The sequence below is a fragment of the Mesorhizobium sp. CC13 genome, assembly GCF_039907765.1.
Taxonomy (GTDB): Bacteria; Pseudomonadota; Alphaproteobacteria; order Rhizobiales; family Rhizobiaceae; genus Aminobacter.
Map to the genome: position 1 here is coordinate 151,418 of NZ_JARDJI010000009.1, position 12,749 is coordinate 164,166.

13 protein-coding genes are annotated in these 12,749 nt (G+C 64.5%); all 13 read left to right on the forward strand.

All coding sequences use genetic code 11. The annotated features are described in order from the left end of the window. Nucleotides 1–29: 29 nt before the first annotated feature. Complete coding sequence (locus tag PV773_RS14495; RefSeq protein ID WP_347967020.1) at nucleotides 30–818, forward strand: 2OG-Fe(II) oxygenase; 789 nt, start codon at nucleotides 30–32, stop codon at nucleotides 816–818. A gap of 53 nt (nucleotides 819–871) precedes the next feature. Further along, the gene (locus tag PV773_RS14500; RefSeq protein ID WP_347967021.1) at nucleotides 872–2,524 is read left to right on the forward strand and encodes an ABC transporter substrate-binding protein; all 1,653 of its coding nucleotides are present in this window, start codon (nucleotides 872–874) and stop codon (nucleotides 2,522–2,524) included. Between the two features lie 230 nt (nucleotides 2,525–2,754). Further along, complete coding sequence (locus tag PV773_RS14505; protein WP_347967022.1) at nucleotides 2,755–3,255, forward strand: NADH-quinone oxidoreductase subunit J; 501 nt, start codon at nucleotides 2,755–2,757, stop codon at nucleotides 3,253–3,255. Next, nucleotides 3,255–3,557: an NADH-quinone oxidoreductase subunit NuoK gene (gene nuoK, locus PV773_RS14510; protein WP_347967023.1), complete on the forward strand. Its 303-nt coding sequence runs from the start codon at nucleotides 3,255–3,257 to the stop codon at nucleotides 3,555–3,557. The genes PV773_RS14505 and nuoK overlap by 1 nt, the downstream gene beginning before the upstream one ends. A gap of 4 nt (nucleotides 3,558–3,561) precedes the next feature. Then, nucleotides 3,562–5,025, forward strand: a complete 1,464-nt coding sequence (locus tag PV773_RS14515; protein ID WP_347967024.1) for a monovalent cation/H+ antiporter subunit D family protein — start codon at nucleotides 3,562–3,564, stop codon at nucleotides 5,023–5,025. Next, nucleotides 5,022–5,276 carry a hypothetical protein gene (locus PV773_RS14520; RefSeq protein ID WP_347967025.1) on the forward strand — a complete coding sequence of 85 codons (255 nt, stop codon included), beginning with the start codon at nucleotides 5,022–5,024 and terminating at the stop codon, nucleotides 5,274–5,276. The genes PV773_RS14515 and PV773_RS14520 overlap by 4 nt, the downstream gene beginning before the upstream one ends. Next, nucleotides 5,269–7,029, forward strand: a complete 1,761-nt coding sequence (locus PV773_RS14525) for a Na(+)/H(+) antiporter subunit D (protein ID WP_347967026.1) — start codon at nucleotides 5,269–5,271, stop codon at nucleotides 7,027–7,029. The genes PV773_RS14520 and PV773_RS14525 overlap by 8 nt, the downstream gene beginning before the upstream one ends. A gap of 8 nt (nucleotides 7,030–7,037) precedes the next feature. After that, the gene (locus PV773_RS14530) at nucleotides 7,038–8,513 is read left to right on the forward strand and encodes an NADH-quinone oxidoreductase subunit M (protein ID WP_347967027.1); all 1,476 of its coding nucleotides are present in this window, start codon (nucleotides 7,038–7,040) and stop codon (nucleotides 8,511–8,513) included. After that, on the forward strand, nucleotides 8,510–9,949 hold the full coding sequence (locus PV773_RS14535) for an NADH-quinone oxidoreductase subunit N (protein ID WP_347967028.1): 1,440 nt from the start codon (nucleotides 8,510–8,512) through the stop codon (nucleotides 9,947–9,949). Before PV773_RS14530 ends, PV773_RS14535 begins: the two co-directional genes overlap by 4 nt. Nucleotides 9,950–10,098: 149 nt before the next feature. Next, a complete protein-coding gene (locus PV773_RS14540; RefSeq protein ID WP_347967029.1) occupies nucleotides 10,099–10,464 on the forward strand; it encodes an NADH-quinone oxidoreductase subunit A in 366 nt (121 codons plus the stop codon). After that, the gene (locus tag PV773_RS14545; protein WP_347967030.1) at nucleotides 10,452–10,955 is read left to right on the forward strand and encodes an NADH-quinone oxidoreductase subunit B family protein; all 504 of its coding nucleotides are present in this window, start codon (nucleotides 10,452–10,454) and stop codon (nucleotides 10,953–10,955) included. Before PV773_RS14540 ends, PV773_RS14545 begins: the two co-directional genes overlap by 13 nt. Beyond that, nucleotides 10,952–11,488 (forward strand): NADH-quinone oxidoreductase subunit C, encoded by a 537-nt coding sequence (locus PV773_RS14550; protein WP_347967031.1) that lies wholly within the window; start codon nucleotides 10,952–10,954, stop codon nucleotides 11,486–11,488. The genes PV773_RS14545 and PV773_RS14550 overlap by 4 nt, the downstream gene beginning before the upstream one ends. Nucleotides 11,489–11,517: 29 nt before the next feature. After that, nucleotides 11,518–12,732 (forward strand): NADH dehydrogenase (quinone) subunit D, encoded by a 1,215-nt coding sequence (gene nuoD, locus PV773_RS14555; protein WP_347967032.1) that lies wholly within the window; start codon nucleotides 11,518–11,520, stop codon nucleotides 12,730–12,732. Nucleotides 12,733–12,749: the final 17 nt, after the last annotated feature.

A 12,749-nucleotide genomic window follows, 5' to 3' on the forward strand; every position in this document is an offset into this window, starting at 1 on the left:
GATGCGTCCATCAGCCTGTGGAGAACCTCATGAAGCACATCATCGATCTCGACCGTTTCCCTCTCGACCGTCCGGGCAGCGACGACTGGAACGCGCTCGTCGCCAAGTCCCGGGAGGCGCTTGCGTCCAATGGCATGTTCGACCTGGAGGGCTTCCTGCTGCCGGGCGTTGCCGAGCGGGCGGCAGCGGAGATCAAGCCTGCGATGGACAGCCGCTCCCACGAGCACCGCCGGGTGCACAACATCTATTTCAGGCCGGAGATTCCCGAACTGCCGGCCGATCATCCCGCCCTGCGCAAGGTCGAGACCGTCAGCCATACGCTGTGCGCCGACCAGATGCCCGCAAGCATCGTGCTCGCCATCTACGAATATACTCCGCTGGCGCATTTCCTGGCCGCGACGATGGACAAGCAGGCGCTCTACGTGATGGACGACCCGCTGGCGCGGGCCAATGTGATGGCCTACCGGGCGGGCGAAGCGCTGAACTGGCACTTCGACCGATCGGAATTCACAACCACGCTGCTGCTGCAGGCGCCCGACGAAGGCGGAGCCTTCGAATACCGTACCGATCTGCGCTCCGACGCCGACCCGAACTACCGCGGCGTCGCGCAACTGCTCGAAGGCCGCGATCCTCTCGTGCAGACCACCCGCCTCAAGCCGGGGACGCTGAACGTCTTCAGGGGCAAGAACACGGCGCACCGCGTCACGCCGGTCGGCGGCGCGCGCGAGCGGATCATTGCGGTCTTCTCCTACTACGAACGGCAGGGCGTGATGTTCAGCCCGGAGGAACGGCTCGGCTTCTACGGTCGGGCAGCTTGAGACCGTGCGGCCGCCAGACGACGCCATCGTGACGCAATCCAAGGAGAACGAGCATGACATTTTTCAGGCGCAACGGGTCGCCGATCCCAGCATCCGTAGAACGGCTGGGGGAGGCTGCCCGCAAGGGACGATACGATCGCCGCGAGTTCCTGGCGATCGCGACTGCGATCGGTGCGTCGACGGCGGTGGCCTATGCCATGCTCGGCCTTCCGGCGCCGGCCAGAGCCGAGGAGACGCTCACGCCGAAGAAGGGCGGAACGCTGAAGGTCGCGATGTTCGTCAAGCCGCTCAAGGATCCGCGCCTGTTCGACTGGTCTGAAATGTCGAACGTCGCCCGGCAGGTCGTCGAGCCGTTGGTGCGCTACACGCGGCAGGCGACCTTCGAGCCGGTGCTGCTGGAAAGTTGGGAAACCAACGACGACGCCACCGAATATGTCCTGCACGTCCGCAAGGGCGTGACGTGGAACAACGGCGACGCCTTCGGCGCGGACGACGTCATCTTCAACATCCAGCGTTGGTGCGACAGCAAGGTCGAGGGCAATTCCATGACCACGCCCATGGCGTCCCTGATCGATTCGTCCACAGACAAGGCAAGAGAGGGGGCCATAGAGAAGGTCGACGATCACACGGTGAAACTGGTGCTCGGCTCGCCCGACATCTCCATCATACCGGGCCTGGCGGAGTATCCCGCGCTTCTGGTGCACCGGACTTTCGACGAAACGGGCGCGGATCTGGTCAGGAACCCGATCGGTACCGGCGCATTCGAACTGGTGGCCTGCGATGTCGGGCAGCGCGCGGTGCTTAAGCGGCGAACGAACGGCGCCTGGTGGGGCGGCGAAGCGCTGCTCGACGGGGTGGAGTTCATTGACTACGGCACCGACCCATCGGCGATGGTGAGCGCATTCGAGTCGGGCGAGGTGCAGGCCAATTACGAGACGTCCGGCGACTTTGTCGCGGTCCTCGACGACATGGGCCTGGTGAGGTCCGAGGCGATAACCGCCGGGACCATCGTGGCGCGGACCAATCTTACCGCCAAGCCATATGACGACCAGCGCGTGCGCAACGCGCTGCAGCTGGCTGTCGACAATGCCGCCGTGCTGGCTCTGGGCTATGGCGGCCGCGGCGTGCCGGCCGAGAACCATCACGTCTGTCCCATCCATCCCGAATACGCCAAGCTGCCTCCGGTCGGCCGCGACATCGAGAAGGCAAAGGCGCTGATGGCGGAGGCTGGCCAGCTCGACTTCGAGCACGAGATCATCAGTGTCGACGAGGAGTGGGAAAAGAATACCGGCGACGCCATTGCGGCCCAGCTCCGCGAGGCGGGCTTCAAGGTGAAGCGGACGGTGCTGCCGGGTTCGACCTTCTGGAACGACTGGACGAAATATCCGTACTCGCTCACCAACTGGGCGATGCGGCCCCTGGGGGTTCAGGCCTTGAACCTCGCCTACAGGTCGGGCGGCGCCTGGAACGAGACGGCGTTCGCCGACGAGACCTTCGACGCCAAGCTTACGGAGGCGCTGGCGATACCCGATGCCGACAAGCGCCGGGCGGTGATGGCCGACATCGAAACCATCCTGCAATCCTCCGGCATCATGATCCAGCCGTTCTGGCGCAGCCTTTTCAACCACACCGCGCCGCAGGTCAAAGGCATGGAGATGCACCCGACCTTCGCTATGTTCCTGGAGAAGGTCTGGCTCGACGCGTAGCCTTCGGCCCGGCGACCGGTCGGCGTTCCAGACCGGTGGAAGGCCGGTGGGGTGACGCCGGTCCGGCTGTCGAGAGGACGATGGCGCCGAGCACCGAGACGGTGCTGCCCCGACAATCTTGAGAAACATCCAAGATTAGGGCACAATTTGCGCACGCATCGGAAGTGCGCAACTGTCTCATATGCGGCCGGCTGAAACCGAGTGACGGCTCGCGTGGAGGGGCGGCGTCGATGGTTCAGGGGCTGTATCTTCTGTTCGGCGCAGCGTCCGTGGTCACGGCCCTGACCCTGGTCCTGGCGCGGAATCCGGTCCACAGCGCCTTGGCGCTGATGGCCTGTTTCCTGCAGGTCTCCGCCATCTTTGTCCTGCTCGAGGCGCCGCTTCTCGCCGTCATCCAGATATTCGTCTATGTCGGCGCGATCATGGTCCTCTTTATCTTCGTGATCATGATGGTCGACGTGCGCGAGGCGGTGCTGCAGCGCTTCCTGCCGGGCAGCAATCTTCCGGCGCTGGTGCTGCTCGTCCTTCTGGGCACCGAGATGCTCGTGCTGGTGCTCTGGAGCGGCGCGTTTTCGGTCACGCCGCCACCCGCCGGAGGCGAGGGCATCGCGCTCAGGCAACTCGGCACGACCCTTTTTGCCGAGTATCTGCTGCCGTTCGAGGTCGCCTCCGTCATCCTGCTCGCCGCCCTGGTGGGCGCCATCGTACTGGCGCAGAAGGAGCCGCGCTGATGGTGCCGCTCTGGTGGAACATCGTTCTCGGCGTGGCCCTGTTCGTCATCGGGGCAGGGGGCGTGCTGTTGAGACGTAACATCCTCGTCGTGCTGATGTCGCTCGAGCTTCTGCTCAACTCGGTCAACATCAATTTCATCGCCTTCGGGCACTATTACGCCGACAGCCGCGGACAGATCTTCGCGATCTTTGTCATCGCGATCACCGCAGCCGAAGTCGCCGTGGCCCTTGGCATTTTGGTCGCCCTCGTGAGGAACACGTCCACGCTGAGGGCCGACGATGTGACGTTGCTGAAAGGGTAGCGGCTTGGACCCGGTGACATCGATCCGGCCATTGCTTGCCGTCGCTGTCGCGGGCCTCGCCGCCCTTGCCGTACTTCTCCTGAAGAATCGCGAGAGCCTCCGCGACACCGTCTCGCCCTTGGCGGCCGTGGTCATGTTTGCGATCGTCGCCTCCATGGCCCCCGCGGTTCTGGCAGGCCAAACGGTCGAGCTGAAGCTGTTCGAGATCCTGCCGGGGGTCGATTTCGCCTTCCGGGTCGATGCGCTCGGCATGGTGTTCGCCACCGTTTCGTCGCTGCTGTGGATCGCGGCGTCGATCTATTCGATCGGCTACATGCGGGCCCTGAACGAGCACGCCCAGACCCGGTTCTACGCCTGCTTCGCCACCAGCCTTGCGGCGGCCGTCGGCGGCGCCTTCGCCGCCAATCTGTTCACGCTGGTGATCTTCTACGAAGCGCTCAGCCTCGTGACCTATCCGCTCGTCTACCATCACGAGGACGAGGAGGCCTGGACGGGCAGCCGCAAGTATCTCGTCTACCTGATGGGGGCGTCGAAGAGCGTGCTTCTCGCCGCCCTGGCGCTGACCTACCAGATTGCCGGATCGCTCGACTTCGTGGACGGAGGCCTGCTCGCGCGTGCCGACGCATCTGCGCCGCTGCTGACGGCCGTCTACTTCTGCTATCTCTTCGGCTTTGCCAAGTCGGCCGTCATGCCGATGCACGCCTGGCTGCCTGCCGCCATGGTGGCGCCGACGCCCGTGAGTGCGCTGTTGCATGCGGTGGCCGTGGTCAAGATGGGCGTGTTCTGTATGCTCAGGGTGATCTTCGATGTCTTCGGCACCGGGCTGGTGGCGGCCCTGGGGCTCGGCGTGGCCACCGCCTACCTTGTCTCGTTCACCATCCTGACGGCATCGATCTACGCGCTGACCCGAGACGACCTCAAGGCGCGGCTCGCCTATTCGACGGTCAGCCAGCTCTCCTACATCGTGCTCGGCGCGGTTCTCTTGTCGCCGGTCGCGATGGTCGGCGGGATCATCCACATCGCCGTGCATGCCTTCTCCAAGATCACGCTCTTCTTCTGCGCCGGCTCGATCTACTGCGCCTCCGGCAAGCGCAACATCAGCGACATGGCCGGCATCGGCCGCAGGCTGCCCTGGACGATGGGCGCGTTCTTCGCCGGCTCGCTCAGCATGATCGGAATACCACCCACCGGGGGCTTCGTCAGCAAGTGGTACCTGGCGCTGGGCTCGGTGGAAGCGGGCGAGATCGCCTTCCTGGTGGTGCTGCTTGCGAGTTCGGTGCTGAACGCCGCCTATTTCCTGCCGGTCAGCTACGTCGCCTTCTTCGGGACCGAGAACCCTGACAGCGCCGCGCCGGTCCGCGAAATTCCGATGATCGCCATCCCGCTGGTGGCGACCGCCGTCCTGTCGGTGGCCGTGGGCCTGTTCCCCGGCTACTTCATCGCTCTCGCCGAAAGGGTGGTCGGATGATCAAGCGCGTCGTCGACTTCTTTGGCAACGAGGCATTTGCCGTCCGTCGCCGCCGGCTGTTCTACCTGGCCCTTGCAGCGATCGTCATCGCCGACTTCCTGGTTTTTCGCGAACACGCCGAATACCTCTGGGACCGCTTGCCGGGCTGGTCGGCCGCCTACGGCTTCGGCTCCTGCGTGCTGCTGATCTTCGTCTCGAAATTCCTCGGCCATCGTTGCGGTCTGATGCGGCGCGAGGATTATTATGACTGACTTCGTCCATCCCTCAGCGCTGTTCATCCTTGGCGCCCTGGCGATCCCGTTCCTGTCGGGGACCATCCGCAAGGCATATCTGGTGGCGATCCCGGCGCTGGCGATCGTCGCAGTGCTAACCATGCAGCCGGGCAACTATGGCGCGGCGCAGTTCATCGGCCAGGACATCCTGGTAGCCAGGGTCGACAGGCTGAGCATCGTCTTCGCCACCGTCTTCACGATCATGGCGCTGATCGGCACGGTCTATGCGCTTCATGTCACGCGTCCAGGCCAGCATGTGGCGGCGTTCGTCTATGTCGGCAGCGCGCTTGGCGTCGTCTTCGCCGGTGACTACCTGACCCTCTACGTGTTCTGGGAGGCGATGGCGGTCGCTTCCGCCTATCTGGTCTTCGCCCAGGGCGGCGGGCCTGCGATCCGCGCCGGTTTTCGCTATCTGATGGTCCACATCACCGGCGGTGTCGTGCTGCTCGGCGGCATCGTTCTGCAAGGGATTGGCACCGGATCGCTGCTGTTCGGTCCGATCGAAGGGCAGATGGGCGCTGCCGCACTCTTGATCCTCGCCAGTTTCATGCTCAACGCGGCGGTGCCGCCGCTCAATGCCTGGCTGACCGACGCCTATCCGGAAGCAACGGTGACCGGGGCGGTGTTCATGAGCGCCTTCACGACGAAGACCGCGGTCTATGTGCTGGCGCGCGCATTTCCGGGGACCGAGCTGCTGGTCTGGTTCGGTACCGCGATGGCGATCTACGGCGTCATCTACGCCGTGCTCGAGAACGACTGCCGGCGGCTGCTCGCCTATCACATCGTCAGCCAGGTGGGCTACATGGTGGCGGGTATCGGGATCGGCACCGAAATGGCGGTCAACGGCGCCGCCAGCCACGCCTTCGCGCACATCCTCTACAAAGCGCTCCTGTTCATGGGCGCGGGGGCGGTGATCTACGTCACCGGGCGGCGCAAGCTCACCGAACTCGGCGGGCTCTACAAGTCGATGCCGATCACGGTTGCGCTCTACATGATCGGCGCCTTCGCGATCTCGGCATTCCCGTTCTTTTCGGGCTTCGTCACCAAGTCCATGGTGGTGGCGGCCGCCGGGCAGGACCAGCGTGCGCTGGTCGTGCTGGCGCTGACGATGGCGTCGTCGGGGACGTTCCTGCACACCGGGCTCAAGCTTCCCTTTTACATGTTCTTCGGCACCGACCGCGGGCTGGAGGCGCACGAGCCGCCCCGCAACATGCTGATTGCAATGGCGATGGCGGCGGCGCTGTGCATCGCGATAGGCGTGTACCCCGGGCCGCTCTACGCGCTGCTGCCCTATCCGGTCGATTTCGAGCCCTACACCGGCGTCCACGTCACCGAGAGCCTGGGCCTGCTGTTGTTCACCGCCCTGGGCTTCGTCCTGTTCCTCAGGGCGCTCGACCCAGAGGCCACGATCAGCATCGACACCGACTGGTTCTACCGGATGGGCGCGCGGTCTTTCATGTGGTTTGCCGAAAAGCCGCTGGCGCGCTGCGAGAAGGCGGTGAGCAACGTCTCCGAGACCGTTGTTCTGCCGTTGATGCATGGGATGGCGCGTGTCGGGCTGCGCGTCGACCTCAACGGCGTCGACGGCATCGTGAACGGCATCGCCCGCTCGATCCTGCGCGGCGGAGGCACGCTGCGGCGGCTCCAGACGGGTGTCGTCAACCACTACGCCCTGGCCATGATCGCCGGACTGATCGGCGCCACCGCCGTTTTCGCCGTCGTGTGGCAATAGGGGGACCGATGGCGCTGCCGCTGCTCAGCCTCATCGTGTTCACGCCGGCGGTGGGGGCAGCGGTTCTGGTATTCATGCGAAGCGAGCAGTCAGTGCGCTGGACGGCGCTTGGCTTCACGGTGCTGGATTTCGCCTTGGCCGTGGCGATGCTGGCCGGCTTCGACGCGACCAGTCCCGAGATGCAATTCACCGAGGCGCGCCCCTGGGTGCCCGCGCTCGGCATCACCTATGCGCTCGGCGTTGACGGGATCAGCGCGCTCTTCGTCTTCCTGACCGCGCTGCTGGGCTGGATCTGCGTGCTTGCCTCGTGGACCGCGGTCGACATCAAGGTCAAGGAGTTCATGATCAGCCTGCTGGTCATGCAGTCGCTGATGCTGGGGGTGTTCTGCGCGCTCGACCTGTTCCTGTTCTACGTCTTCTGGGAGGCCATGCTGATCCCGATGTACGTCATCATCGGCGTCTGGGGCGGTGAGGGCAGGGTCTACGCGGCCTTCAAGTTCTTTCTCTACACGCTGGCCGGCAGCCTGCTGTTCCTGGTCGGCGTCATCGTGCTCTATTTCCAGGGCGGCCAGACCTTCGACATCGTCGCGCTGAGCTCCCGGGACATACCGTTCTCGGTCCAGTCCTGGCTGTTCCTCGCGTTCCTGGTCGCCTTCGCCGTCAAGGTGCCGATGGTTCCGGTCCATACCTGGCTGCCCGACGCCCATGTGCAGGCGCCCACGGCGGGCAGCATCATCCTGGCTGCGGTGCTGCTGAAGATGGGCGCCTACGGCTTCCTGCGGTTCTCGTTGCCGATGCTGCCGGAGGCCTCGGTGTATTACGCGACGCCGATGCTGATGCTGTCGGCGCTGGCGATCGTCTATGGCGGTCTGCTCGCCCTGGCGCAGGACGATTTGAAGAAGCTGGTCGCCTATTCCAGCATCAGCCACATGGGGTTCGTGACGCTGGGCATCTTCACGCTGAACCTGCGCGGGCTCGAGGGCGCGCTGCTGCAGATGTTCAATCACGGGGTGACGACTGGCGCGCTGTTCCTGTTCGTGGGCCTGATCTACGAGCGCACCCACACGCGCAGCATCGCCGCCTATGGCGGGTTGATGAAGCTTGCACCGGTCTGCACGTCGTTGCTCGCGCTGTTCGTCCTGTCGTCGATGGCATTGCCGGGCACCAATTCGTTCGTCGGTGAGTTGCTGGTGCTGTCGGGCGGGTTTGCGGCCAATGCCGCCATCGCTGCCGCGGCAGTCCTCGGTGCGCTGCTGGGTGCGGCCTACCTGCTCGGGATGTACCGGAAGGTAGCACTGGGCCCGGTCCGGCTGGCCGCGGGATCGAAAGTCCGTGACGTCAACGCCCGTGAGCTGGTGGCGATCCTGCCGCTCGCGGTCCTGGTGTTCTGGGTCGGGTTCTATCCGAAACCCTTTCTCTCGATCATCGACGCATCGGTGAAGCATCTGCTCGTGCGGGTCCATGGCGGGGGGAGCGGCCCATGACCGCCTCGCTGCTGTTCCAGTCGGTGCTAGCGAGCCTGCCCGAGATCGTGGTCGTCGTCGGGGCCTGTGCCCTGCTGATCCTGGGGCAGCTGCTGCCGAAGGGGCAGGGGCATTTCCTGGTCTGGGGGTCTGTCGCGATCGTGCTGACGGCTGGCCTGGCGACGCTTCTGCTCGCCGGCGACGTGCGGCCGGCCTATTCGGGCATGTTCATCGCCGACCGCTTCGCGGTCTTCTTCAAGGGCGTGTTCTACCTGGCCACCGTGCTTACGTTCCTCCTGTCGCGAAAATATGCCGAGATCGAGGGGATCGAGAGCAGCGAATATTACGTGCTCCTGCTGTTTGCGCTTTCCGGCATGATGATCATGGCCTCGGCGACGGACCTGCTGTCGATTTATGTGGGTCTCGAACTGATGGCGCTATGCACCTATGTGCTCACCGGCTTCCTGCGCAGCGAGCGGCGATCGAACGAGGCGGCGCTGAAATATGTGATTCTTGGCGGGGCAGCGACGGGGATGTTCCTCTACGGCGTCTCGCTGGTCTACGGGCTCACCGGAACGACCAGCCTCGACGGGGTGGCCATAGCCGTGGCTAACAACGCGGGCGATCCTGGATTGCTGCTGGCGGTGGTCTTCATCGTTGCCGGACTGGCCTTCAAGGTCGGCGCTGTGCCGTTTCACATGTGGGTGCCGGACGTCTACGAGGGCGCGCCGACGACGGTCACGGCCTTCATGTCGGTGGCTCCGAAGGCGGCCGGCTTCGCGGTGATCCTGCGCGTTTTCCTCAATCCGCTGGTCGCTGCCTCGAACGCGTGGATCGTCATTGCGGTCATCGCGGTGGTGACGATGGCGCTCGGCAGCTTCGTGGCGCTGGTCCAGGACAACTTCAAGCGCCTGCTCGCCTATTCCAGCATCGCCCATGCGGGCTTCGCCATGTTCGGCGTCGTGGCCGGCGGGGCGGATGGCATCGCCAGCGTCATGCTCTACCTGCTGATCTATGCGTTCATGAATCTGGGCATCTTCGCGACCATCATCCTGATGCGGAACGGCGATTTCTCGGGCGAGGCCATCGACGACTACGGGGGCCTTGCCAAGTCGCATCCGGGGCTCGCGCTCCTGATGCTGCTCTATCTCTTCTCGCTGGCCGGCATTCCCCCAACCGCGGGGTTCTTCGCCAAGTTCTACGTCCTCGTGGCGCTGGTGGAGCGGGGGTTCGTCGCGCTGGCGGTGGTGGCCGTGCTGCTGAGCGCGATTGCCGCCTATTTCTACATCCGCATCGTCATGGTGATCTACATGCGTGAGCCTGGGGAGCAAACCTATCCGGCACTGACGCCTTCGGTCCGCGCCACGCTCGCCCTCACCGCCGCCGGAACGGTCGGCATCGGACTGTTTCCGGCGTGGTTTCTGAAGCTTGCGCAAGACTCGGTGTTCGGCGGCTGACCGATTGAGTTTGCAATGCCAATCCCGACCGAATATCCTCGAAGATGGACGAAAGGAAAGCCCAAGTCGCTTCCTTAGGCCTGCCTACTTGGCCCCAAGGGGCAGCCGTTCCATGCGGGAGCCTTCGGCACCGACTTGGACAACGCGCCATGGCTGGAATGGAATTCCTGCCGGTTCTTTTCATGACCGCCGGAATTGTCCTGGTGGCAGCGGCGACGTTGTTCGTTTCCTCCCTGTTGCGTCCTGCCAATCCCTATCCTGCCAAGAACATGCCCTATGAATGCGGCATGGATCCCGCAGGCGAAGCCGCCGGCGGAAATTTCAGGGTTCAGTTCTTCGTCCTCGCCATTCTGCTGGTGGTTTTCGATGTCGAGGCGATGTTCCTCTTTCCCTGGGCGGTCGTGCTGAAGGAGATCGGCCTCGTCGGCTACATCGAGATGTTCGTCTTCATGCTGCTGCTGCTCGTGGGGTTCGCCTACGCCTGGATGAAGGGAGCACTGGAATGGGAGAGGTAGGCGGCACCATCCGCGACAGCGTGCTGTTCACGACGGCCGACAGCCTGATCAGCTGGGGCCGCCGGTCGGCGCTGTGGCCGGAGACTTTCGGCATCGCCTGCTGCGCCATCGAGATGATCTCGGCCGGTTGCGCCCGCTATGATCTCGATCGTTTCGGCGTCGTCTTCCGGCCGTCGCCGCGCCAGTCCGACGTCATGATCATCGCCGGCACCGTGACGCGGAAGTTCGCGCCGGTCGTACGACGGCTTTACGACCAGATGCCCGAGCCGCGCTGGGTCATCGCGATGGGCACCTGCGCGATCTCGGGCGGGGTCTACAACACCTATGCCGTGGTGCAGGGGGCGGAGACGTTCGTGCCGGTGGACGTGCATGTGCCCGGCTGCCCGCCACGGCCCGAGGCACTGATGCACGGCTTCCTGCTGCTTCAGGAGAAAATCAAGAATTCCAGGGCGTTGGCCGGGACGCCCCTGGAGCGGGTCGTTGCGCCATGAGCGAGGAGACGCCCCTCATCTGCGCGCTGGTTGCGGAACGCTTCGGCGGGGCGATCGAGGATCGCGGCTTCGCGCATGGCATCCAGGTCCTGGCCGCCCCGCGGGAAACGATCGTCGAGCTTTGCCGGTTCCTGAAGGAAAATCCGGCCCTGCGCTTCGATTTCCTGTCAGACGTTTGCGGGGTGGATCATTACCCCGAAAGGCCGCGCTTCGAGGCCGTCTACCATCTCTATTCGCTGCCCAACAAATGGCGGGTTCGCATCAAGTGCCGCCTCGGCGATCCGCCGCGCGTCGCTTCGGTGACGGAGGTCTGGCGTACCGCCAACTGGCATGAGCGCGAGGCCTGGGACATGTACGGGATCGTCTTCGACGGCCACCCCGACCTGCGCCGCATCTACATGTGGGAAGGTTTCGAGGGCTTCCCGCAGCGCAAGGATTTTCCGCTCAGGGGCTACAGGGACAAGCTCAACCCATTTGGCGCGGAGGGCCAGCCGCCGACGCAGCCGGACCTCGCCACCAGGGACATACCGTAAGGGAGTCGGCTGCACGACGGTGCCTTGAGATGACCGAAGTCACGGAACTGAGCAGGCCGGAAGGCGAAGCCACCGCCATCAAGGAGGTGCTGCTCAACCTCGGCCCGCAGCATCCCAGCACGCATGGCGTGCTGCGGCTCGTGCTGGAGCTGGAGGGCGAGTATGTCGCGCGCGTCGACCCGCATATCGGCTACCTGCACCGCGGCACCGAAAAGCTGGCCGAAAGCTTCACCTACACCCAGATATTCCCGCTGACCGACCGGCTCGACTACGTCTGTCCGCCTTCGAACAATCTGGCCTTTGCGCTTGCGGTGGAGAAGCTGCTGGGCATCGAGGCGCCGATCCGCGCCCAATATATCCGCGTTCTGATGGCCGAGCTGGCGCGGATTTCCGGCCACCTCCTGATCACCGGCGCGCTGCCCATGGATTTGGGTGCCATGACCGCGCTGCTCTACGCCATGCGCGAGCGTGAAATGGTCATGGACCTCCTGGAAATGATCAGCGGGGCCCGGATGCACACCTCATTCTGCCGGGTCGGCGGCGTGCGCGAGGACCTGCCCGCCGAGTTCTTCCCGAAGATCAGGGAATTCTGCGACATCTTCCCGAACCGGATCCGCGACTATGAGCGGCTGCTCGAGGACAATCGGGTGTTTCTCAAGCGCACGCAGGGGGTCGGCGTGATCTCGGCCGAAGACGGCATCGATCTCGGCCTGAGCGGCCCGAATTTGCGCGCCTCGGGTGTCGACTGGGACATCCGCCGCGACGAACCCTATGAGGTCTACGATCGCCTCGAGTTCAAGGTCGTCACGCGCGACGAAGGCGACTGCTACGCCCGATGGCAGTGCCGGGTGGACGAGATGCGCGAGAGCATACGGATCATCGAACAGTGCCTGGAACAGATGCCCGAGGGGCCGTTTCAGATCGACATGCCCACCGTCGCCTTCCCGGTGAACAAGGACAGGGTGCACTGTTCGATGGAGGCGCTGATCCAGCATTTCGACCTCGCGGCCTATGGCTTCAAGGTGCCGAAGGGCGAGGTCTATTCGGCGATCGAGGCGCCGAAGGGCGAACTCGGCTTCTACATCGTCAGCGACGGGTCGGAAAAGCCGTTCCGGATGAAGGTCAGGGCGCCGTCCTTCGTCAACCTCCAGGGCCTCTTCGGGGTCGGCAACGCGCGCTATCTCGCAGACATGATCGCGGTCCTGGGCAGCCTCGACCCGGTCATGGCCGAGGTGGACAAGTAGCAAGGGAGCCAGCCGCG

What these genes read in the sequence shown, in the direction of transcription:
- PV773_RS14495 (WP_347967020.1), top strand. Translation starts at nt 30, where the DNA reads ATGAAGCACATCATCGATCTCGACCGTTTCCCTCTCGACCGTCCGGGC.
- PV773_RS14500 (WP_347967021.1), top strand. Translation starts at nt 872, where the DNA reads ATGACATTTTTCAGGCGCAACGGGTCGCCGATCCCAGCATCCGTAGAA.
- PV773_RS14505 (WP_347967022.1), top strand. Translation starts at nt 2,755, where the DNA reads ATGGTTCAGGGGCTGTATCTTCTGTTCGGCGCAGCGTCCGTGGTCACG.
- nuoK (WP_347967023.1), top strand. Translation starts at nt 3,255, where the DNA reads ATGGTGCCGCTCTGGTGGAACATCGTTCTCGGCGTGGCCCTGTTCGTC.
- PV773_RS14520 (WP_347967025.1), top strand. Translation starts at nt 5,022, where the DNA reads ATGATCAAGCGCGTCGTCGACTTCTTTGGCAACGAGGCATTTGCCGTC.
- PV773_RS14525 (WP_347967026.1), top strand. Translation starts at nt 5,269, where the DNA reads ATGACTGACTTCGTCCATCCCTCAGCGCTGTTCATCCTTGGCGCCCTG.
- PV773_RS14530 (WP_347967027.1), top strand. Translation starts at nt 7,038, where the DNA reads ATGGCGCTGCCGCTGCTCAGCCTCATCGTGTTCACGCCGGCGGTGGGG.
- PV773_RS14535 (WP_347967028.1), top strand. Translation starts at nt 8,510, where the DNA reads ATGACCGCCTCGCTGCTGTTCCAGTCGGTGCTAGCGAGCCTGCCCGAG.
- PV773_RS14540 (WP_347967029.1), top strand. Translation starts at nt 10,099, where the DNA reads ATGGCTGGAATGGAATTCCTGCCGGTTCTTTTCATGACCGCCGGAATT.
- PV773_RS14545 (WP_347967030.1), top strand. Translation starts at nt 10,452, where the DNA reads ATGGGAGAGGTAGGCGGCACCATCCGCGACAGCGTGCTGTTCACGACG.
- PV773_RS14550 (WP_347967031.1), top strand. Translation starts at nt 10,952, where the DNA reads ATGAGCGAGGAGACGCCCCTCATCTGCGCGCTGGTTGCGGAACGCTTC.
- nuoD (WP_347967032.1), top strand. Translation starts at nt 11,518, where the DNA reads ATGACCGAAGTCACGGAACTGAGCAGGCCGGAAGGCGAAGCCACCGCC.